Below are 20411 nucleotides of genomic sequence, written 5' to 3' on the forward strand. Positions count from 1 at the left end.
TAATGAATACTTTAGATATTACCCATTTAACCTGCTGCTATAACAATCAGCCCATTTTGCAAGATCTTAATTTATCCATAGAAAATGATGATATTGTGTGTTTGCTCGGCGCAAGTGGCTGCGGAAAAACCACCTTACTCAAAGCCGTTGCAGGATTAATTCCGCTGAGTGCAGGTAATATTCGTCTGCAAGATAAAGAAATTCAACATCTTGAGGCGAATGAGCGAGAAATAGGGCTAATCTTTCAAGATTATGCCCTTTTTCCCCATTTAACCGTGGCAGAAAATATTCTATTTGGTTTGCATCAAATAAATAAAAGCGAGCAAACAAAAACCCTACAAAAAATGACCGCACTTGTGCATTTGCAAGGGTTGGAAAAACGCTATCCCCACGAGCTTTCGGGTGGCCAGCAACAACGCGTTGCCATTGCCCGCGCACTAGCTTGTCAGCCCAAATTATTATTGCTTGATGAGCCTTTTTCTAACATTGACAGCCAAGTTCGCCATCAAATGATCGAAGAAATTCGCCATATTCTAAAACAACAGCATATTCCTGCCATTTTCGTTACCCATAGCAAAGAAGAAGCCTTTCTCTTTGCGGATAAATTAGCGCTAATGAACCAAGGAAAAATCTGTCAAATCGGCGCGCCAAACACGGTTTACCAACAGCCAAACAGTCCTTTTGTCGCCAACTTTTTGGGGGAAATGAATTATCTGCCTTGCCAGCCTATTGATGATCAGCATTGCCAATCGTTACTTGGCGTGCATTTGTGTTCCCCCCATCAATCGCAACAAGCACCGAACTATCTCGCAATCCGCCCCGAACAGCTACAATTACGCGTGGCAGATACCCCAACACAAGCCAACGGCATTATTCGCCAACAACGTTTTCTAGGTGCTTATTATAAATATCAAGTGGAAGTGGCAGGACAGTCTTTGAATGTGATTAGCCAACACGAATTTCCCTTACATAGTGCGGTGCAAATTGACTTAAAAAATGGCGTTACACCGTTGTTATTTAGCGAAATGGTTGGTGAATAAAAGGAACATTCATTCCTCATTGTAGTGCCTTGCATTTAGACTAAAAATACAAGGCACTGTTGTGTTATTTTCTGCTTAACCTTCAATTCCTTCAAACAATGCGGTGCTTAAATAACGCTCTGCGGCGGAAGGGAGAATGGCGACAATCAGTTTATCGGCAAATTCAGGTAATTTGGCAAGACGATCGGCTGCAGCTACTGCTGCACCTGATGAAATGCCAGCTAGAATTCCTTCTTCCGCCATTAGACGGCGCGCGGTGGCAATAGCAGTTTCGCTATCCACGCGTTCTACGCGATCGATTAAGGAAAGATCGAGATTTTTTGGGATAAATCCTGCGCCGATGCCTTGAATTTTATGTGGGCCGGGTTTCACTTCTTCGCCATTTAAGGTTTGTGTGATCACGGGGCTTTCTTCAGGCTCAACGGCAACGGAAAGAATTTGTTTGCCTTGATCAAGTTTGATGGCTCGTGAAATTCCTGTGATTGTGCCGCCTGTTCCCACGCCAGCAACCAACACATCAATTTTGCCGTCCGTATCATTCCAAATTTCCACGCCCGTGGTTTGGCGGTGAATCTCTGGGTTGGCAGGATTTTCAAATTGTTTCAGCATTACATAACGGTTTGGATCGCTTGCCACAATTTCTTCCGCTTTTGCAATAGCGCCTTTCATTCCTTTCGCCCCTTCGGTTAGCACAAGATTAACGCCCAAGCCTCTTAATAGGCGTTTGCGCTCAGAACTCATTGTCTCTGGCATTGTGAGCGTTAATTTATAACCGCGCGCGGCCGCCACATAGGCTAAGGCGATCCCTGTGTTACCGCTGGTGGCATCAACAATTTCTTTTTCTTTGGTGAGAATACCATCTTTTTCCGCTTGCCAGATCATATTCGCCCCAATGCGGCATTTCACGCTAAAACTTGGGTTACGCCCTTCGATTTTCACCACAAGATTGCCATTGTTGCCAAAATGTTTAAGGCGGACTAAGGGTGTGCGTCCGATGGAATAAGAATTATCGCTATAAATTGTCATTGTGTTCACCTGTTTAATTTGAATTAAAAGTGCGGTCATTTTTAGCATAGTTTTTCGGCAATAAAAAATAGCCGTTTGCTATATTTTATAACTAACGGCTATTTAGGCTTTAATTTCAACTAGTTAATAAAGCGATCTGAGTGATTTTTTAACGCATCTCGCTGATTATTGACAATTTTCGCGCGACTATTTTGTGTTGATTTGTGATGCGGTTTAAACTCAAATAAGGCGTTATCGCGATATTTTTCCACCCACATTGCCGTTGCTCCGCATACTGCCACAGGAATAATCACCAAATTGATGATTGGCACAAAGGTGCAAAAGGTAATTAAGCTGCCAAAGGTTAAACTTAGCGTGCGTGTTTCGCCCAATTCATTACGCATAATATGGAAAGGAATTTTGTGGTTATCAAAAGGATAATCGCAATATTGGATCGCCATCATCCACGCGGTAAATAAAAAGGTCAGCACAGGGACGATAGATTGCCCTAATACAGGAATAAAACTTAGTAAAAACAAGGCGATAAGTTTTGGTAGGCTATACCATAATTTTTGCCATTCACGCCCTAACATTCGTGGAATATCTTTGATGAAATCCATTGTACTCATTTCAATCAGATTTTCGCCGGTGAGCATTTGCTCCACTTTTTCTGCGAGCAAGCCGTTGAAAGGGGCGGCAATAAAGCCTGAAAGGGTGGTAAAGGCAAAATAAAATAGGGTTAAAAGCATAAAAATGGATAACGCAAGCAAAATGCCACTTAACCACGCTAACCAATCGGGAACATAGCTGATCAGGCTATCAATTAGCCCGCCAATATTGCTCATAAACAGCCAAAACAGCCCCGAAAGCAATAAAATATTGAGCAAAATTGGCATAATCACAAAACGTCTTAAGCCTTTTTGTGTAATCAAATGCCAGCCCATCACAAAATAGTGAAAACCTTGTTTAAGTTCCTTTGCTTGCAACATCACTTTTCCTAAAAAATCTGTCTAATCAAATAAAAATGCGACTTAGCATACAAAGTGCGGTGAAAAAAATCAATTTTTGCATATCACCGAATTTGCAAAATATGGTAAGCTAGCAACAATTTTTCCACTTGGTCAATATCCTTAATGGGAGAACATAACGCAATGGATTTGAATACAATTTTGATTATTCTTGGTGTGGTAGCATTAGTTGCTTTAGTGGCGCACGGCATTTGGTCTAACCGCCGCGAGAAATCACAGATCTTCGAGAAAAGTAATAGCTTTAGCAAAGAAAGCGCCCCACGCCAGCCAGAACACAACACGGCTAATTTTGCCACCAGAGAACCAATGGCCCAGCCAGCACAATCATTTACTCAACAACCTGAGCCAATCTCATCAACGCAACAAAATCTTGATTTTAACCAAAATCAGCCGGTCTATTTTGAGCAAACTCAAGTGCAAGAACCGCAAAATTTTGAACAAGCGATTAATCAGATTAAAATCAGTTTGCCAAATGAGCCGCAGCCAGTTCAAGCCAGCGTTGAGCCTGCGGTGTCTTACTCTTCTCCGCAACATTTAGCTAATGCAACCATTGCAGAAATTGAATCTACGGTGAATACAGAAGAGGGCATTCACGCAGAACATCAATTAACGGAAGTTTTAGCCACGCCAACGGAAAATGTTATTCAAATTGAACGTGAGCGTCCAATTGTGGAATTTGAAGAAGTGCAACAAAATGTTTCCGTTCAGCCAGCAGAAAAAGAAGAACCACAACAGCAAGATCAAGGCGCGAAAGATTTTATTATGCTGTATGTGGTTTCGCCTGAAGGCAAAGAGTTTCACGGCTTGTCATTAGAGAAAGCATTCGATAGTTTAGGGTTTATTTTTGGCAACCGTCAAATTTATCACCGCCACGTTGATCTCAATGTAGCAAGCCCTGTGTTATTCAGTGCAGCGAATATTCAACAGCCTGGTACGTTCGATCCAAACAATATGGCAGATTTCTACACCGTAGGCATCGCATTATTTATGCAGCTGCCGTCCCACGGTAACGATCTCGTCAATTTACGAATGATGATCCGTGCCGCCAAAACCCTTGCCGAAGAACTGGGCGGCTTTGTGCTAACGGATCAGCAAGAAATTTTTGATGAAAATGCGGAAAAAGCCTATTTGGCTAAAGTGAGTGCTTAAAAAGACAGAAAAAAGCACCGCACTTTCTTTTATCGCAACTGGCGGGCCACTGTGTCCGCCTTAATTATTTGTACAAGTGCCAATTTTTAACGAAAAAGTGCGGTGATTTTTTAGAAGGAATTTAATGATGACAGAACAACCCCTTGCCCAGCAAATTGAACAATTACGCCAAACCTTGCGCTACCACGAATATCAGTATCACGTTTTAGATGATCCTAAAATTCCTGACGCGGAATATGATCGCCTATTTCATCAATTAAAAGCCTTGGAGCAGGCTCACCCTGAATTTGCCGACAGCCACTCGCCCACCCAACGTGTGGGGGCAAAGCCCCTCGCAGGCTTTGCGCAGGTAACCCACGAAATTCCAATGCTTTCCTTGGATAATGCCTTTTCTGATGAAGAATTTAATGCTTTCGTGAAACGTATCCAAGATCGCTTAGGCGTGTTGCCTGAGCCATTAACTTTCTGTTGTGAGCCGAAATTAGACGGTTTAGCGGTGAGTATTTTGTATGAAAATGGCGTGCTAACCCAAGCGGCAACCCGTGGTGATGGCACAACAGGCGAGGACATCACTGCCAATATTCGCACCATTCGCAATATTCCATTACAGCTTTTAACCGACAATCCGCCAGCACGCTTAGAAGTGCGCGGTGAAGTATTTATGCCACAAGCTGGCTTTGAAAAGCTCAATGAAATGGCACTCGCCAAAGGGGAGAAAACCTTTGCTAATCCACGCAATGCAGCGGCAGGATCGTTGCGCCAGCTTGATCCGAAAATCACTCGCCAACGTCCATTAATGCTCAATGCTTATGGTATTGGTGTGGCAGAAGGCGTGCAGTTACCCGATACCCATTTTGCCCGTTTACAATGGCTGAAATCTATCGGTATTCCGGTTAATAAAGAAATTGAGCTATGTAATGGCGTGGAAAATGTGCTGAAATTCTACCGCACTATGGCAGAAAAACGTCCGCATTTAGGTTACGACATTGACGGCACGGTGCTGAAAATTAACGACATTGCCTTGCAGGAACAACTTGGTTTTATTTCCAAAGCACCACGTTGGGCGATTGCCTATAAATTCCCTGCGCAAGAAGAGCTCACCGTGCTAAATGATGTGGAATTTCAGGTGGGAAGAACAGGCGCAATTACGCCAGTGGCAAAACTTGAACCCGTGTTTGTGGCAGGCGTAACCGTAAGCAACGCCACCTTGCATAACGGCGATGAAATCGAACGTTTGAATATCGCCATTGGCGACACCGTGATTATCCGCCGCGCAGGGGACGTTATCCCACAAATTATTGGGGTCGTAGCCGATCGTCGTCCCGCTGATGCCAAGCCGATTATCTTCCCAACTCACTGCCCGGTGTGTGGCTCGGTGATTGTGCGTATTGAGGGCGAAGCCGTTGCGCGTTGTACCGGTGGCTTATTCTGCGAAGCACAGCGCAAAGAAGCGCTTAAACATTTTGTTTCGCGTAAAGCGATGGATATTGACGGCGTGGGCGCAAAACTCATTGAACAACTGGTGGATCGTGAACTCATTCACACCCTGGCGGATCTGTTTAAATTAGACGAAGTCACCCTAATGCGTTTAGAGCGAATGGGGCCGAAATCCGCCGAAAATGCGTTAAATAGCTTAGAAAAAGCGAAAAAAACCACTCTTGCGCGTTTTATCTTTGCGCTTGGTATTCGCGATGTGGGCGAAGCCACCGCGCTCAATTTAGCCAATCATTTTAAAAATTTAGATGCGGTGAAAAATGCGACTATTGAGCAACTACAAGAAGTGCCTGATGTGGGCGAAGTGGTGGCAAATCGTATTTTCGTATTTTGGCGTGAACCACATAATGTGGACGTGGTAAACGATCTGATCAGCCAAGGTGTACATTGGGACGATGTGCAAGTGCAAGAAGTGGGGGAAAACCCGCTGAAAGGCAAAACCGTCGTGCTAACTGGCACGCTCACCCAAATGGCACGCAACGATGCCAAAGCCTTATTGCAACAGCTTGGCTGTAAAGTTACAGGCAGTGTTTCCGCCAAAACTGATTATTTAATTGCTGGAGATAATGCAGGCTCAAAACTCAATAAAGCCCTTGAATTAGGCGTGAAAATTTTAACCGAAGAAGAATTTTTAGCCTTAGCAAATACAATAAACTAAAGGAAAAAGTGCGGTAAAAATTGATCTGCCCCCAAAAAGTTAGACTATATTCTAATTTAATTCAAGGACTGAGTTCTGTATTCCACAGGGCTTAGTCCTTTGAGCTTCACTTGAATACGCTCATTGTTGTAGTAATGAATGTACTCGTGAATCACTTTTTCAAGCTGTTCAAAGGTTTTAAACCGCTTGCCAAAGTAACATTCCGTCTTCAATCGCCCGAAAAAGCTTTCCATCGCACCATTATCAAGGCAATTGCCTTTTCTCGACATACTTTGCGTAATACCGTGTTTTTTCAATATCTCTCGATAACCCATCATTTGATACTGCCATCCTTGGTCGGAATGCAGTATCGGTTTTTCCCCCGCTAATCGGTTCACCGCCTGGGTCAACATTCTGGTTATCTGCTCAAAATTCGGACTTCTCGCCACATCATAAGCAATAATTTCGTTATTAAACAAGTCTTTAATCGGCGATAAATACACTTTGCCTTCCGCACATTTGAACTCGGTGATATCCGTTACCCACTTCTCATTCGGCATCGTTGCCGTAAAATCCCGTTGCAACAGATTATCGGCAATGTGTCCCACTTTGCCTTGGTAAGAACGATATTTTTTCTGCTTACTTTTTCCTTTTAACCCCAAACGTTGCATTATCGCTAGCACCCTTTTGTGGTTGATAATCAAGTATTTCCTTAATTCCAAGGTAATTCGACGATAACCATAATTTTCGTCATTTTTGCGATAAATTTCCTCTATTTTCTGTGAAATCACTACATTTTTATCTGCCTTTGGCTTGAGATGATAAAAGAACGAACTGCGTGCCAATCCGATTAGCCTGAGTAACAATTCCAACGGGAAACGCGAGCGTAAGGCATTTACGATGACGGCTTTTTCTGCATTTTTTGTTGGTTGAGTTCCTGCAACTTTTTTAGCATTGCATTCTCCGCTTCTAATTCCAAAATTCGGTAACGCAAGCGTTCTTCTTCTGTTTTGGGCGTTGGTGGCATTTTAGGCGAGTTGAGTTTCATACTTGGACGACCTTTAGGTTTGAGTAATAACCCATCTATACCTTGTTTTTCAAAGCGTTGCAACCATTGACTAATTATCCCTGAACTGGGGATATCAAAGCGAAAGCAGGCGGCTTCAGCGGAGCACTGGCCTTTTTTGATAGCTTGAATAACCTTTAATTTAAACTCAACAGAATAATATCGTTTTTTACCTAACACAGCTAATCCATTGATTCCATTATGATTAAATTTCGCAATCCAACGTGCTAACGTTCTTTGAGGAAGCTGAAAATACTGGCGAGTAAGCGAACGGTTTTTTCCATTTTGATGATAAAAGTCGAGCACTTGTTGTTTGAAACGTTGAGTATATTTAGTCATAAAAAATCTGCACCTTAATCAGTTGGTTGTTTAGTCCAACTTTTGGGGTGCAGATCATTTTTTACCGCACTTTTGCAATACATTTGTATTGAAATTGTATTATTCCGCCTTTAGGCGATGTAAAAAGGCTTTGGTGCGTTCGTGTTTAGGGTGAGCAAACAATTCTTGCGGTGAGCCTTGTTCCACAATCACCCCACCGTCCATTACCACTACCACATCTGCCACATCTAGTGCAAATTTGATTTCGTGGGTAACCACTACCATTGTCCAGCCTTCGTTAGCGAGTTCCTTCATCGTGTTTAACACGTCTTGCACTAATTCAGGATCAAGCGCAGAAGTTGGCTCATCAAATAGCATTAGTTCAGGTTGAATGGCAAGGGCGCGAGCAATGCCGACACGCTGTTGCTGGCCGCCTGAAAGTTGGTAAGGGTAAAGATCTTTCTTATCTAACAAGCCCACTTTCGCAAGCAGTGCTTCTGCTTCTTGACGCACAATTTTCGCATCGCGCTTTTGCACCTGCACAGGGCCTTCCATAATATTTTCCAACGCAGTTTTGTGCGGAAATAGGTTATATTGTTGGAACACCATTCCTGATTTACGGCGCAATGGCAGGATTTTTTTCTGAATATCAGGGCTGGCAAAATCCACATAGAGCGGATCTTTTTCAGCAAAATCAATCGTGCCTTTTTCGGGTAATTCTAAGGCGTTCAAACAGCGTAAAAACGTGGTTTTTCCCGAACCAGAAGGGCCAAGAATTACCACTACTTCGCCTTTGTGAATATCCAGATCAATCCCTTTTAAAACTGGATTATCAGCAAAGGTTTTATGAATATTTCGTACTTTGATCATTGCCTTCCCCTATCGTGCCACATAGCGATCTAAACGTTTTTCTACCCGTGCTTGAATGATAAACAGCACGAAACAGAAACACCAATACACCAAACCTGCTTCAATATACACAGGCAAGAAATCGTAAGATGAATTAGCGATTTGTTGCGCCACGCGGAACATTTCAGTTACGGTTACCACAGAAGCCAAAGAGGTATCTTTAAACAAGCCGATAAAGCTATTGCTCAATGGCGGAACGGCAACACGGAAAGCTTGCGGAGCAATAATGCGGCGGAAAGTTTGCATATAGGTCATACCAATGGTGTAACCTGCTTCCCATTGTCCTTTCGGCACTGATTGAATGGCCGCACGCACGGTTTCAGAACCGTAAGCCCCCACATTTAGGGAAAAACCAATAATCGCCGCAGGAATGGGATCGATAAACACACCCAGCGCAGGCAGGCCGTAAAACACCACGGAAATTTGCACCAACATTGGCGTACCGCGAATAATCGAAATATAGACTTTCGCAATCGCCAACAAAATACGGTGCAACCAGCTATTGACTGGGGTAACGCGTAATAACGCCACGCCCACCGCGATAATCATTCCAAAAAAGAAAGAAACAACAGCAAGCGGTATTGAAACCAATACCGCTGCTTTAACCATTGGGAGAAACCCGTTTATCACCAGCTCAGCGCGAGCATCGGTCATAAAGGGTAAGGAAGCTAAGAAATTATTTAACACTGATATCCTTTCCAAAGAATTGTTCACCCAGTTTTTTCAGGGTGCCGTCATTATGTAATTCCACGATTGCCGCGTTAATTTTAGCTAACGCCTCTTCGTTATTTTTATTCACAATTAAGCCTGCGCCCACTTTTTCTTCAGATTCCCAGAACGGTTTTAAACCTGAATTTGGATTTTTCTTTAAATAATCCAACAGCGCTAAAGAATCGTTAAAGGTTACGTCTGCACGTTTTTGTTGAATTAACAATAAACCTTGTGCCATTCCATCAATTGGCACAATTTGTGCGCCGTAATTTACCGCTAATTCACCGTAGTTAGAACTCAAGGTTTGTGCAGCTTTTAAGCCTTTCACATCTTCCACTTTGTGAATACGATCTTCATCTTGGCGCGCAAGCAACATTGCGCCCGACCAGCTATAAGGCTCAGATTTATCAAAGGTGGCTTGGCGTTCAGGGGTGGTTAATGCCACTTGGTTTGCCACTAAATCAAAACGACCGCCTTTTAAGCCAGCAAGCATTGCGTCCCATTGGGTTTCTTTAAATTCTACGGTTACGCCCAATTTTTCTGCCACAGCGCGGGTCACTTCCACATCATAGCCGGTTAATTTTCCGCTTGCATCGTGGTAAGTGAAGGGCGCATAAGTGCCTTCTGTCCCTACCGTGATCGTCCCTTTATTGTTAATACGTTCAATCAAACTTTCCGCTGCAACGGCTTGGCTTGCGGTGGCAAAAGCAAAAATAGATGCGGCTAAAAGCGTTAATTTTTTAGACATAAAGTTCTCCTTAGTGAAACTAAATGAAATTATTCAAAATTCAATGCAAGGCATTGTAAAAGAAATACCCTAATTTACAAATAACTTAAAAGCATAAGTTATGAAAAACCTTAATATATCAAGCCTCAATATACCTAAAAGCAAGTATTTTTATTGTCTATTCGGCTCAAATTAGGCAGGTTTTTTCTCTAATTATGCGATCAGGTTATAAGGTAATGGCATTAAATTTAATTTCGTGTTTTCACCAACAAGACGAAATGCCGTGTCTGCGTCAAACTGATTATTCATCACCACTTGCAGCCATAAAATGCCGTCAAAATGCACCGCACTTAGGATAAAGCCTGTTTTGCGCCAGCCATTTTCCAGCTGCATTTCAATTTCTGAACCCAACTGAACAGGCGTATCAGTTTGTGCGTTAAACAGGAACATCGCCCGTTTGTTAATGCCACGATATTTCGCTCGCGCCACGGTTTCTTGCCCGATATAACAGCCTTTTTGGAACGAAATGGCTTGTTCGATACATTGTAAATTCAAGGCTTGCGGGATAAATTCGTTTTGGCTTTCTGGCGATAAAATCGGGTAGCCCGCTTGCATGATGGCTTGCTCCCATTGTGCAATTTCACCTGTGAAATCAATCTGTTGTGCGGTCTTATTTAATAACATCGCGCACGCAGATTGTCCTATTTCAAGGCAAAAATCTGCCGAAATTGCACCGCACTTTTGTTTATCCAATAGTCCGATCACTTGCCAATCTTGCTCTGCAAAGGCAACTTTGGAAAAGACCGCATATTTTTTCAGATTATCCAACGCAGAAGGCAATAAGGCGTGGCGGATAATCACGTAAAACTGCTCGGTATTTTCACGCAACAGACGAAATACGCTGCTCATTTTGCCTTTTGGATCGCAATGGGCGGTGAGGGTGGATTGCCCATCTGCCAGCCCATTCACATCACAAGTGAGCTGACCTTGCAAAAATTTTTCTGCGTCCACGCCTTGCACAGAAATAACACGATATTGTGAGAGATTGATGATTGCCATAAAGATTCCAAAAATTATTCCAAATTCTGAATTTGTTCACGCATTTGTTCGATCAGCACCTTTAATTCCACCGCAGAATTAGTGATTTCTGCGCTAATGGATTTTGACGCCAATGTGTTACTTTCTCGGTTGAGTTCTTGCATCATAAAATCGAGTTTCCGCCCTACTGCGCCGCCTTTTTGCAAAATGCGTTGGGTTTCTTTAACGTGCAGCTGTAAACGATCTAATTCTTCCGCCACATCAATACGCTGCGCTAATAGCACCATTTCTTGCTCTAGGCGCTGTGGATCGGCTTGTAATTGCAATTCGTCAAAACGTTGCTGCAAACGATCCCGTTGCCATTGCAAAATCTCTGGCATTTTTGACCGCACTTTATCACTTTCACTGGCGATGGCCGTTAAACGCTGCTGGATCAAGTCGTTTAATTTTTCCCCTTCACGCCCACGCATTGCGATAAATTCATCAAGCGCCGCTTCAAAGCCAGCTAACAATTCTTGGCTAATGCGATCTAAATCCTGCTCTGGGGTTTCCACCACGCCGGGATAGCGCAGAACATCGGTAAGATTGATTTCCCCTTCGCCAGCTTGTTGTTTGATCCATTGTAAGGATTGGATCACCTGTTGCGCCAAGGCTTGGTTTAAATTAAGGCTGGCTGTGGCTTGCTGTTTGCCCTCAAAACGCAGATTACATTCCACCTTACCGCGAGTTAAACGCTGGCGTAATTTTTCTCGCAAGGTGTTTTCCAAACCGCGAAATGGCTCGGGCAAGCGGAAGACGGTTTCCAAATAACGTTGATTAACGGAACGAATCTCCCAAACTGCATTGCCCCAATCTTGCTTGATTTCATAACGGGCAAAGGCCGTCATACTATAAATCATAATAAATCCTTAATTTACGCTAAAAATTGCCGCCTATTCTACCGTTAAATTTCTCATCTGTCAGTTTGCGTGTTAGAATGAGCGCCATTTTATGAATGAGTAAGGAATTTCCAATGCGTCCGAATGATCGCCCATTAAATCAACCCCGCCCAATTAAAATCACCCGCCATTTCACCAAATATGCCGAAGGTTCGGTGTTAGTGGAATTTGGCGAAACCAAAGTGCTTTGCACCGCTAGCGTTGATGAAAGTGTGCCACGTTTCTTAAAAGGGCAAAACCAAGGTTGGGTTACGGCAGAATATGGTATGTTGCCACGCTCCACCCACAGCCGTATGCAACGTGAAGCGGCCAAAGGCAAACAAGGCGGACGCACGATGGAAATTCAGCGTTTAATCGCCCGCTCTTTGCGTGCAATGGTGGATCTGAATGCCCTTGGTGAGCGTTCAATCACACTGGATTGTGATGTGATCCAAGCCGATGGCGGTACGCGGACGGCTTCTATTACTGGGGCTTGCGTGGCGTTAGTGGACGCGATCAACGGCTTAATGGAAAAAGGTGTGCTAAAAACGAACCCAATTAAAGGGCTGGTGGCGGCTATTTCTGTTGGCATTGTAGAGGGCGAAGCAGTATGCGATTTGGAATATGTGGAAGATAGCAACGCCGAAACTGATATGAACGTGGTGATGACCGATGATGGCCGAATGATTGAAGTGCAAGGCACGGCAGAAGGTGAGCCATTCTCCCACGAAGAATTATTAACCCTGTTAGATCTCGCAAAACAAGGCTGTGAAGTGATCTTCAACGCGCAGCGTGAAGCCTTAAAACAGGCATAACAAGCATAATTGGGGGCGCAAATGCAAGGCTACAAAATTGACTTTATCAAATTCGCGCTCAGCCGCAATGTGCTGAAATTTGGTGAATTCACCTTGAAATCTGGGCGCATTAGCCCTTATTTCTTTAATGCAGGTTTGTTTAACACGGGCGCGGATTTAGCGCGTTTAGGCGAATTTTATGCCGCCGCCATTAAAGCAAGTGGCTTAGATTATGACGTGATTTTTGGCCCTGCTTACAAAGGCATTCCCATTGGCACCACGGTGTCGGTGGCATTGTTCAAGCAATATGGCATTGATAAACCAGTGTGTTTTAACCGTAAAGAAGCCAAAGATCACGGCGAAGGCGGCAATTTAATTGGCAGCCCATTGCAAGGTAAGGTGCTATTGGTGGACGATGTGATCACCGCTGGCACGGCAATTCGCGAAGCAATGGATTTAATCGCACAAAATCAAGCGAAATTAAGTGCGGTGGTGATTGCGTTAAATCGTAAAGAACGTGGCAAAGGCACGCTTTCTGCCATTCAAGAAGTGGAACGCGATTATCAATGCAACGTGCTTTCGATTATTGATTTTGACGATTTAATGCAATTTATTGAGCAAGAGGCGGATTATCAACAATATCTGCCTGCGATGCGTGCTTATCGTGAGCAATATGGCATATAAGAACGGCGTATAAAAATCGCGAAAAACGCACCGCACTTTATTTTATGTATAACTCAAGATTTTATGCATAACTCAAGTTGGAGAACAGAATGAGTTTTATTGGAAAGTTATTAGGTTTTTTCATTGGCTACCGTTTTGGCGGCTTTTTTGGTGGGCTAGTTGGCGCTTATTTAGGGCATTTAGCCGACAAAAAATTATATGAACTAGGCAGCGTCAATTCGAGTTTTTTCAAACGCAAAGAAACTCGCCAATCCTTGTTTATGCAGACCACCTTTGCGGTGTTGGGGCATTTGTCTAAATCGAAAGGGCGCGTAACGCAAGATGACATCGCGCTTGCCAACAATCTAATGAACCAAATGAATTTGGACGACAAAGGGCGTAAATTGGCGCAAGAAGCTTTTAATCGTGGTAAAGATCCAAGTTTCCCGCTCCGCCAAGTGATCCGCGAATTTTGCCAAGCCTGCGGTCAGCGTAGTGATCTATTAAGAATGTTCTTGCGTATTCAGCTACAAGCAGCTTTTGCTGATGATCACCTGCACGAAAATGAAAAAGAAGTGCTACAAGTAGTGGCGGAAGAATTGGGCTTATCCAGTTTCCAATTCCAACAAATTTTAATGGCAGAAATTGCCGCTCGCCAATTCAGCCGCGGTGGGTTTTATTATGAATATAACGGCTCACAACAGGGCGATTATCAACAAGGCGGCTACCAAGGTGGTGGTTATCAAACACACAGCGGCCCAACCTTGCAAGATGCTTACAACGTGCTTGGCGTGAGCGAAAATGACGACCGCACCACCGTTAAGCGAGCTTACCGCCGTTTAATGAACGAAAACCACCCCGATAAACTCGTCGCCAAAGGCTTACCAGAAGAAATGCTCGAAATGGCGAAAGAAAAAACCCAACAAATTCAAGCCGCTTATGATTTGATTTGTAAAGCGAAAGGGTGGAAGTAAACCTTTCTTCATTGCTGAATTTTTTACCGTTTCTCTCAAATAACAAAGTGCGGTGAAAAATTCAGCTTTTTTATTTTTATCAAAAGAGTGATAGTAAATAAAATGCGTGTTTTTCTAGCCCCAATGCAGGGCGTGCTTGATCCCCTTGTTCGCCAATTATTAACGGAAATCAATGATTATGATCTCTGTATCTCCGAATTTGTTCGCGTTGTGGATCAACGCCTGCCGGCCAAAACCTTTTATCGCCTTTGCCCTGAACTGCACCAAGGGGGATACACCCCCTCAGGCACGCCTGTGCGAGTGCAATTACTCGGGCAACACCCCGAATGGTTAGTAGAAAATGCCATTTTAGCCACCGAATTGGGATCGCACGGCATTGATTTTAACTGCGGTTGCCCATCAAAAACCGTCAATGGTAGCCACGGCGGTGCGGCGTTGCTCAAACAGCCCGAACTCATTTACCAAGCCACCAAAGCCCTACGTCAAGCCCTCCCGCAAGAACAAGTGGTGAGCGTAAAAGTGCGTTTGGGTTGGGATAGTGATAATCACGCCTTTGAAATTGCTGATGCGGTGCAACAAGGCGGCGGTACGGAAATCACCATTCACGGGCGCACTAAAACTGATGGCTATCGTGCAGAAAAGATCAATTGGCAGAAAATTGCTGAAATTCGTCAGCGTTTAACCATTCCTGTGATCGCAAATGGTGAAATTTGGCATTGGCAAGATGCGCAAGATTGCCTTGCTATAACAGGCTGCCAAGATGTAATGATTGGACGCGGTGCATTGACCATTCCAAACTTAAGCCTTGTGGTGAAGTTTAATCAGGAAAAATTAGATTGGACGCAAGGGGTAATGCCTTTGTTGCACCGTTATGCGCATATTGAAAACTTGCAAGATACGGGCTTTTACCACATCGCCCGCACCAAACAATGGCTACAATATTTGAAAAAATCTTACCCACAAGCCACCGCACTTTTTGAGCATATTAAAACCTGCCAAAGTGCGGTAGATTTGCGCGAAAGATTAGCCACTTTTGCCATATAGCCTCAGCTTGATTAATCCAAGGCTTTGCCTTTCAATTCTGGAATTAAGAAAATGGTGGCGATCATATCGATCACATAAATCAGCGCAAGGAAGGCAATCGCAGTGGAAAAAGAATAACTTGCCACCACGGCACCGACTACCACAGGGCCGAAACCACCGACCGCGCGCCCGATATTAAACAGCACATTTTGTGCCGTTGCACGGGCTTGAGTTGGGTAGGCTTCCGCCATTAATGCACCGTAGCCGCCCATCATTCCATTTACGAACATTCCGAGAAAGGCCCCTGCAATCAGCATTGCGTTTGGATCAGTTAGTTGTGAGTAGGTAATCATACTGATTACGGCGCCAAGTTGGAAAAGCAGAAAACTTGGTTTGCGTCCGATCTTGTCCGCAAGGCGCCCAAAAATCCAGATACCGCTCATCATTCCGCATACGGTTACCGCCGTCCAAACGCCAGATTTAGTTAAGCTAAAGCCCAATTGTTTAGACAGGAAATTAGGTAGCCAGATCATTATGCCGTAATAGCCAAAATTCTGTACGGAAGTGAGAACCACCACCCCTAGACTGACTTTGGCGGTTTGTTTATCTTTCACTAATAATTGGAAAGATTGGCGGAAGGCCTGCCATTTCGATTGTGTCGTAGCGGAAAGTGCGGTCTGTTTTTCGGTAAAAACGTCAGGTTCGTGTAATTTCGCTCGTAAATACCACGCCACGAAAGCTGGGAAAATGCCCACAATAAACATTCCGCGCCAGCCGATGATTGGCAATAATAATGGTGTAAGTAACACTGCACCTAGCACGCCCACTTGCCAGCCTAATGCTACATAAGAAGCGGCTTTTGCACGATGGCGAGCTGGCCAAGCTTCCGCCGCTAATGCCATTCCAATACCAAATTCACCACCTAAACCAATGCCTGCAATGGTGCGATAAATTAATAAATCCCAATAACCTTGCGCGAGCGCACATAAGCCGGTAAATACGGCAAATAGCACGATTGTCCAAGTTAATACTCGTACACGGCCATAACGATCGCTTAATGCGCCGAAAATAATGCCGCCCGCCACTGCGCCGATTAATGTCCAAGTAACCAAAGAGCCTGCTTGTGCGCTTGATAACGCTAAATCCGCAGAAATTGCGCTGAGCATAAAGCCGAGAATGAGTAAGTCGAAGCCGTCCATTGCATAGCCCACGGCAGAGCCGATCAAGGCTTTCCAGCCATAATCATTTACTTTGTTGTTCATAGATGTCCTTTTGCTACTCACGGGTAGCCTTTAAAGTGTTAAGAAAGGAAGTTTGCTAAAAGCGTGCCTTAAAAAGCGCGCCCCAAAAAGCGCACATAGTGTAGTTAATTTGGCAGTCGTAAGCAAATAAAAAAACAGCCTTGCAAATCATTACAAGGCTGTTTAAAAAATTATTCCACCGTTACCGCTTTCGCAAGGTTACGCGGTTGATCCACGTCTGTTCCTTTGATTAAGGCGATATGGTAAGAAAGCAGTTGTAACGGCACAGTGTAGAAAATTGGTGCGGTTACTTCGTCCACTTTCGGTAACACGATGGTTTTAAAGCCTTCGCCATCGCTAAAACCTGCATCGTGATCAGCAAAGATATAAAGCTGACCGCCACGGGCGCGCACTTCTTCAATATTTGATTTCACTTTTTCAAGTAAATCATTTTCTGGCGCAACCACAATCACTGGCATATCACTATCAATTAAAGCCAGTGGGCCGTGTTTTAATTCCCCCGCTGCATAGGCTTCTGCGTGAATGTAGGAAATTTCTTTCAATTTCAATGCAGATTCCATTGCGATTGGGTAAAACTCGCCACGTCCTAAGAATAAGGTGTGGTGTTTATCAGCGAAATCTTCAGATAATTTTTCAATTTGCTTATCGTAAACTAATGCGCTTTCAATTTGCGCTGGCAAACGTTGTAAAGCTTGTACAATATGATGTTCTTGCTCTTCGCTCACCGTACCTTTTAGGCGTCCAATTGCCGCATTTAATAACAATAAACAGGTTAATTGGGTGGTGAAGGCTTTGGTTGATGCCACGCCAATTTCCACGCCCGCACGGGTCATAAAGGCGAAATCTGATTCACGCACTAAAGAAGAACTTGCTACGTTACAGATTGTCATCGCCGTCATATAGCCTGATTCTTTGGCTAAGCGTAATGCCGCCAAGGTATCTGCGGTTTCACCCGATTGAGAAAGGGTGATAAGCAGGCTATTTGGGCGAGTAACGAATTTGCGATAGCGGAATTCTGACGCAATTTCCACATCACAGCTTACGCCAGCAATGGATTCAAACCAATAGCGCGCTACCATTCCTGCGTTGTATGAGGTTCCACAGGCTACAATTTGAACGTGTTCCACTTTTTTCAAGATTTCTGCTGCATTAGGGCCAATGGCATCAATGTTTACCTTACCATTAACGATACGGCCATCTAAGGTGTTCATAATCGCAACAGGCTGCTCAAAAATTTCTTTTTGCATATAGTGGCGATATTGCCCTTTGTCTGCTGCATCGGCTTCAAAATGCCCTTCGTGCATTTCACGCTCAACGGCATTGCCTTGTGCATCAAAAATTTGTACATCACGGCGAGAAATTTCCGCCACATCGCCTTCTTCTAAATAAATGAAACGGCGCGTTACGCTTAATAGCGCTAAAGGATCGGAAGCAAGGAAGTTTTCACCCACGCCTAAACCGATAACCAATGGGCTACCAGAACGCGCAACCACTAAATGGTCAGGTTCATCTTGGTGCATTACCACCGTACCGTAAGCGCCACGCAATTGTGCCACGGTTTTTTGCACCGCTTCTAATAGTGAGCTAGCGCTGCGGTATTCCCATTCCACTAAGTGAGCGATCACCTCGGTGTCGGTTTGCGAAAGAAATTCATAACCACGTTTTTGTAATTCTTCACGCAATTCTTCGTAGTTTTCGATAATTCCATTGTGTACCACCGCAATTTTGCCAGAACGATGTGGGTGAGCGTTGGCTTCTGAAGGTTCACCGTGCGTTGCCCAACGAGTGTGTGCGATCCCTGTGCCACCTAAAATTGGGTGCGCTTCAAGGGCTTCATCTAAGGCTTTTACTTTGCCTACACGGCGTACGATTTGCATATTATGATTTGCATCTAGCACCGCGATACCCGCTGAATCATAACCACGGTATTCCAAACGATGTAAGCCATCGACTAAAATTTCTGCTACATCACGTTGTGCTACTGCACCCACAATTCCACACATAAAATGTCCTCTTTGGTTAGAAAATAAAAAATTTTGAAAATTTACACCGCACTTGCGCAGATCACTTCCACGCCTTGCGCTTCAATTTGTTGTTTAATTTCAGCGGCGAGCAAATCGTCCGTGACTAACACATCAATTTGCTGCCAAGTTAATTCGATATTTGGCATTTTTCTGCCAATTTTTTGTGATTCCACCATCACGATAACTTCACGGGAAACTTCCGCCATCACACGGCTTAAATCCACTAATTCATTAAAGGTGGTCGTGCCACGCTCTAAATCTATACCGTCCGCGCCAATAAAGAGCTGATCAAAATTGTATGAACGCAACACTTGCGCCGCGACTTGTCCTTGGAAAGATTCAGAACGAGTGTCCCAAGTCCCCCCTGTCATCAACAGCGTTGGCTCATTTTCTAAAGCACGCAGTTGGGTAGCAACGGAAAGAGAGTTCGTCATTACCACCAAGCCTTGCTTTTTATTGAGCTGATTGATCAACGCCGCAGTGGTGCTACCGCTATCAATAATAATGCGATTATGATCCGCAATGCGTTCCGCCGCTTTTTTCGCAATAGCTAACTTTCGTTTTGAAAGATGTTCATCTTGGCTTTCATCAAGCAATTCTTGCGGCATTAAAATCGCCCCACCATAACGGCGTACCAACACACCATTGGCTTCAAGTGCGGTCAAATCTTTGCGAATTGTTACCTCTGAAGTTTCAAATAACTGTACAAGCTGTTCCACGCTCACTTCGCCTTGGCTTTGTAATAATTGCACAATGCGATGACGGCGTTGTTGCGTATTTCTGGGCTGAATGTTTCGTTTCATAAATCAATCTTAAGATTAAGTTTCGGTTCGGAATTCTATAGATCAAAAAGCGAAATGTAAAGCCTAATAATGACGGGCTAAAAATGCGGGTGAAAAATGTGACTGAAAAGTGCGGTTAAAAATAACGGCGTTTTAGCAACGTAAGGGTAATTTGTACCACCCAACCAATAGAAAAAGCAAACAGTAACGTGCCAATGCCCACTGTTCCCCCTAGTAAAAAGCCAAGCGCACAAACAGACACTTCCATAAGGGTTCGCACTGTTCCCACTTTCCAATGAAAGCGGTGGCATAACCCCACCATTAAGCCATCACGCGGCCCTGCACCTTGATGACAAGTGAGATAAAACGCAGACGCAATGCCAAATAGCAAAATGCCCACAATGGCATAAACAAAGCGAGTAAATAAGGTGGTTGGTGCAGGAATTGACGCCACGGTTAAGCCTAGGGCGAGGGCGATTAACAGCATATTTAGCACAGTGCCTAAGCCCATTTTAAGTTTAAGGGGAAACCACATCAACATCACAATGGCACTGATGATTAAAGATGCCCAACCCACGCTAAACCCTGCTTGCAGGGCAACGCCTTGCGAAAGCACCGTCCAAGGCGCGGATCCTAAATTGGACAGCAAAAGCAGTCCATCACCCAAGCCTAATAGCATCAGTGAGCAAATCAGGACAATGATGGAATGGCGTTCTATGCGCCATAATCCTGTGGCTGTCCAAGGGGTATGGGGTAATACGTTATATTTCTGGTTCATTAATTTATCGTTATTTTTCACCGCACTTTAGCCGTCATAATAAAGGAAATTCACGCAAAGCCCAATAACTTA

19 protein-coding genes are annotated in these 20411 nt (G+C 44.1%); 7 read left to right on the plus strand and 12 right to left on the minus strand.

The features are described 5' to 3' along the window. The first annotated feature begins 2 nt into the window (after nt 1-2). Nucleotides 3-1040, plus strand: a complete 1038-nt coding sequence (locus L5B76_RS04415) for an ABC transporter ATP-binding protein (protein WP_265754391.1) — start codon at nt 3-5, stop codon at nt 1038-1040. Between the two features lie 75 nt (nt 1041-1115). Here L5B76_RS04415 and cysK read toward each other — a convergent pair whose 3' ends face one another. After that, nucleotides 1116-2066 carry a cysteine synthase A gene (gene cysK / locus L5B76_RS04420; RefSeq protein WP_126373691.1) on the minus strand — a complete coding sequence of 317 codons (951 nt, stop codon included), beginning with the start codon at nt 2064-2066 and terminating at the stop codon, nt 1116-1118. Nucleotides 2067-2185: 119 nt separating this feature from the next. Then, nucleotides 2186-3034 carry a sulfate transporter CysZ gene (cysZ, locus tag L5B76_RS04425; protein WP_265754392.1) on the minus strand — a complete coding sequence of 283 codons (849 nt, stop codon included), beginning with the start codon at nt 3032-3034 and terminating at the stop codon, nt 2186-2188. A 162-nt stretch (nt 3035-3196) separates the two neighbouring features. Here cysZ and zipA point away from each other — a divergent pair, with 162 nt between their 5' ends. Together zipA and ligA are read left to right on the plus strand one after the other, a co-directional pair. Next, nucleotides 3197-4222: a cell division protein ZipA gene (gene zipA, locus L5B76_RS04430; RefSeq protein WP_265754393.1), complete on the plus strand. Its 1026-nt coding sequence runs from the start codon at nt 3197-3199 to the stop codon at nt 4220-4222. 127 nt (nt 4223-4349) lie between these two features. Next, on the plus strand, nt 4350-6374 hold the full coding sequence (gene ligA / locus L5B76_RS04435) for an NAD-dependent DNA ligase LigA (protein ID WP_265755519.1): 2025 nt from the start codon (nt 4350-4352) through the stop codon (nt 6372-6374). 56 nt (nt 6375-6430) lie between these two features. Here ligA and L5B76_RS04440 read toward each other — a convergent pair. The 6 genes from L5B76_RS04440 to L5B76_RS04465 all read right to left on the minus strand — a co-directional run bounded on the left by L5B76_RS04440 (nt 6431) and on the right by L5B76_RS04465 (nt 12021). Continuing rightward, a protein-coding gene (locus L5B76_RS04440; RefSeq protein ID WP_265754395.1) for an IS3 family transposase occupies nt 6431-7758 on the minus strand; the annotation gives its coding sequence in 2 pieces (ribosomal slippage) (nt 6431-7308 and nt 7308-7758; 1329 coding nt in all). Between the two features lie 99 nt (nt 7759-7857). Beyond that, nucleotides 7858-8607 carry an amino acid ABC transporter ATP-binding protein gene (locus L5B76_RS04445; protein WP_265754396.1) on the minus strand — a complete coding sequence of 250 codons (750 nt, stop codon included), beginning with the start codon at nt 8605-8607 and terminating at the stop codon, nt 7858-7860. 9 nt (nt 8608-8616) lie between these two features. Next, nucleotides 8617-9300, minus strand: a complete 684-nt coding sequence (locus tag L5B76_RS04450; RefSeq protein ID WP_268738899.1) for an amino acid ABC transporter permease — start codon at nt 9298-9300, stop codon at nt 8617-8619. A 22-nt stretch (nt 9301-9322) separates the two neighbouring features. Next, complete coding sequence (locus tag L5B76_RS04455) at nt 9323-10105, minus strand: amino acid ABC transporter substrate-binding protein (protein ID WP_265754400.1); 783 nt, start codon at nt 10103-10105, stop codon at nt 9323-9325. 192 nt (nt 10106-10297) lie between these two features. Continuing rightward, on the minus strand, nt 10298-11143 hold the full coding sequence (gene ygfZ / locus L5B76_RS04460) for a CAF17-like 4Fe-4S cluster assembly/insertion protein YgfZ (protein WP_265754401.1): 846 nt from the start codon (nt 11141-11143) through the stop codon (nt 10298-10300). 14 nt (nt 11144-11157) lie between these two features. Beyond that, nucleotides 11158-12021: a YicC/YloC family endoribonuclease gene (locus L5B76_RS04465; RefSeq protein ID WP_265754402.1), complete on the minus strand. Its 864-nt coding sequence runs from the start codon at nt 12019-12021 to the stop codon at nt 11158-11160. A 113-nt stretch (nt 12022-12134) separates the two neighbouring features. Between L5B76_RS04465 and rph the strand changes: the two genes are divergently transcribed. From rph to dusC, 4 genes are all read left to right on the plus strand, one after another. After that, nucleotides 12135-12854, plus strand: coding sequence for a ribonuclease PH (gene rph / locus L5B76_RS04470; RefSeq protein ID WP_126373520.1), 720 nt, complete (start codon nt 12135-12137; stop codon nt 12852-12854). Nucleotides 12855-12875: 21 nt separating this feature from the next. Continuing rightward, nucleotides 12876-13517 carry an orotate phosphoribosyltransferase gene (gene pyrE, locus L5B76_RS04475; protein WP_265754404.1) on the plus strand — a complete coding sequence of 214 codons (642 nt, stop codon included), beginning with the start codon at nt 12876-12878 and terminating at the stop codon, nt 13515-13517. Between the two features lie 89 nt (nt 13518-13606). Then, on the plus strand, nt 13607-14470 hold the full coding sequence (djlA, locus tag L5B76_RS04480; RefSeq protein ID WP_265754406.1) for a co-chaperone DjlA: 864 nt from the start codon (nt 13607-13609) through the stop codon (nt 14468-14470). A gap of 102 nt (nt 14471-14572) precedes the next feature. Then, nucleotides 14573-15514 (plus strand): tRNA dihydrouridine(16) synthase DusC, encoded by a 942-nt coding sequence (dusC, locus tag L5B76_RS04485; RefSeq protein WP_265754407.1) that lies wholly within the window; start codon nt 14573-14575, stop codon nt 15512-15514. An 11-nt stretch (nt 15515-15525) separates the two neighbouring features. Here the strand turns inward: dusC and L5B76_RS04490 are convergent, their stop codons facing one another. The 4 genes from L5B76_RS04490 to yczE form a co-directional block, all read right to left on the minus strand. After that, nucleotides 15526-16755: an MFS transporter gene (locus tag L5B76_RS04490; protein ID WP_265754408.1), complete on the minus strand. Its 1230-nt coding sequence runs from the start codon at nt 16753-16755 to the stop codon at nt 15526-15528. Nucleotides 16756-16925: 170 nt separating this feature from the next. Further along, nucleotides 16926-18758, minus strand: coding sequence for a glutamine--fructose-6-phosphate transaminase (isomerizing) (glmS, locus tag L5B76_RS04495; RefSeq protein ID WP_265754409.1), 1833 nt, complete (start codon nt 18756-18758; stop codon nt 16926-16928). A 41-nt stretch (nt 18759-18799) separates the two neighbouring features. Next, nucleotides 18800-19582, minus strand: coding sequence for a DeoR/GlpR family DNA-binding transcription regulator (locus tag L5B76_RS04500; protein ID WP_103855029.1), 783 nt, complete (start codon nt 19580-19582; stop codon nt 18800-18802). Between the two features lie 115 nt (nt 19583-19697). After that, nucleotides 19698-20339, minus strand: a complete 642-nt coding sequence (yczE, locus tag L5B76_RS04505) for a membrane protein YczE (protein WP_265754410.1) — start codon at nt 20337-20339, stop codon at nt 19698-19700. Nucleotides 20340-20411: the final 72 nt, after the last annotated feature.

The organism is Avibacterium sp. 21-594, from assembly GCF_026226815.1.
Classification (GTDB): Bacteria; Pseudomonadota; Gammaproteobacteria; order Enterobacterales; family Pasteurellaceae; genus Avibacterium; species Avibacterium avium.

What these genes read in the sequence shown, in the direction of transcription:
- L5B76_RS04415 (WP_265754391.1), top strand. Translation starts at nt 3, where the DNA reads ATGAATACTTTAGATATTACCCATTTAACCTGCTGCTATAACAATCAG.
- cysK (WP_126373691.1), bottom strand. Translation starts at nt 2,066, where the DNA reads ATGACAATTTATAGCGATAATTCTTATTCCATCGGACGCACACCCTTA.
- cysZ (WP_265754392.1), bottom strand. Translation starts at nt 3,034, where the DNA reads ATGTTGCAAGCAAAGGAACTTAAACAAGGTTTTCACTATTTTGTGATG.
- zipA (WP_265754393.1), top strand. Translation starts at nt 3,197, where the DNA reads ATGGATTTGAATACAATTTTGATTATTCTTGGTGTGGTAGCATTAGTT.
- ligA (WP_265755519.1), top strand. Translation starts at nt 4,350, where the DNA reads ATGACAGAACAACCCCTTGCCCAGCAAATTGAACAATTACGCCAAACC.
- L5B76_RS04445 (WP_265754396.1), bottom strand. Translation starts at nt 8,607, where the DNA reads ATGATCAAAGTACGAAATATTCATAAAACCTTTGCTGATAATCCAGTT.
- L5B76_RS04450 (WP_268738899.1), bottom strand. Translation starts at nt 9,300, where the DNA reads ATGACCGATGCTCGCGCTGAGCTGGTGATAAACGGGTTTCTCCCAATG.
- L5B76_RS04455 (WP_265754400.1), bottom strand. Translation starts at nt 10,105, where the DNA reads ATGTCTAAAAAATTAACGCTTTTAGCCGCATCTATTTTTGCTTTTGCC.
- ygfZ (WP_265754401.1), bottom strand. Translation starts at nt 11,143, where the DNA reads ATGGCAATCATCAATCTCTCACAATATCGTGTTATTTCTGTGCAAGGC.
- L5B76_RS04465 (WP_265754402.1), bottom strand. Translation starts at nt 12,021, where the DNA reads ATGATTTATAGTATGACGGCCTTTGCCCGTTATGAAATCAAGCAAGAT.
- rph (WP_126373520.1), top strand. Translation starts at nt 12,135, where the DNA reads ATGCGTCCGAATGATCGCCCATTAAATCAACCCCGCCCAATTAAAATC.
- pyrE (WP_265754404.1), top strand. Translation starts at nt 12,876, where the DNA reads ATGCAAGGCTACAAAATTGACTTTATCAAATTCGCGCTCAGCCGCAAT.
- djlA (WP_265754406.1), top strand. Translation starts at nt 13,607, where the DNA reads ATGAGTTTTATTGGAAAGTTATTAGGTTTTTTCATTGGCTACCGTTTT.
- dusC (WP_265754407.1), top strand. Translation starts at nt 14,573, where the DNA reads ATGCGTGTTTTTCTAGCCCCAATGCAGGGCGTGCTTGATCCCCTTGTT.
- L5B76_RS04490 (WP_265754408.1), bottom strand. Translation starts at nt 16,755, where the DNA reads ATGAACAACAAAGTAAATGATTATGGCTGGAAAGCCTTGATCGGCTCT.
- glmS (WP_265754409.1), bottom strand. Translation starts at nt 18,758, where the DNA reads ATGTGTGGAATTGTGGGTGCAGTAGCACAACGTGATGTAGCAGAAATT.
- L5B76_RS04500 (WP_103855029.1), bottom strand. Translation starts at nt 19,582, where the DNA reads ATGAAACGAAACATTCAGCCCAGAAATACGCAACAACGCCGTCATCGC.
- yczE (WP_265754410.1), bottom strand. Translation starts at nt 20,339, where the DNA reads ATGAACCAGAAATATAACGTATTACCCCATACCCCTTGGACAGCCACA.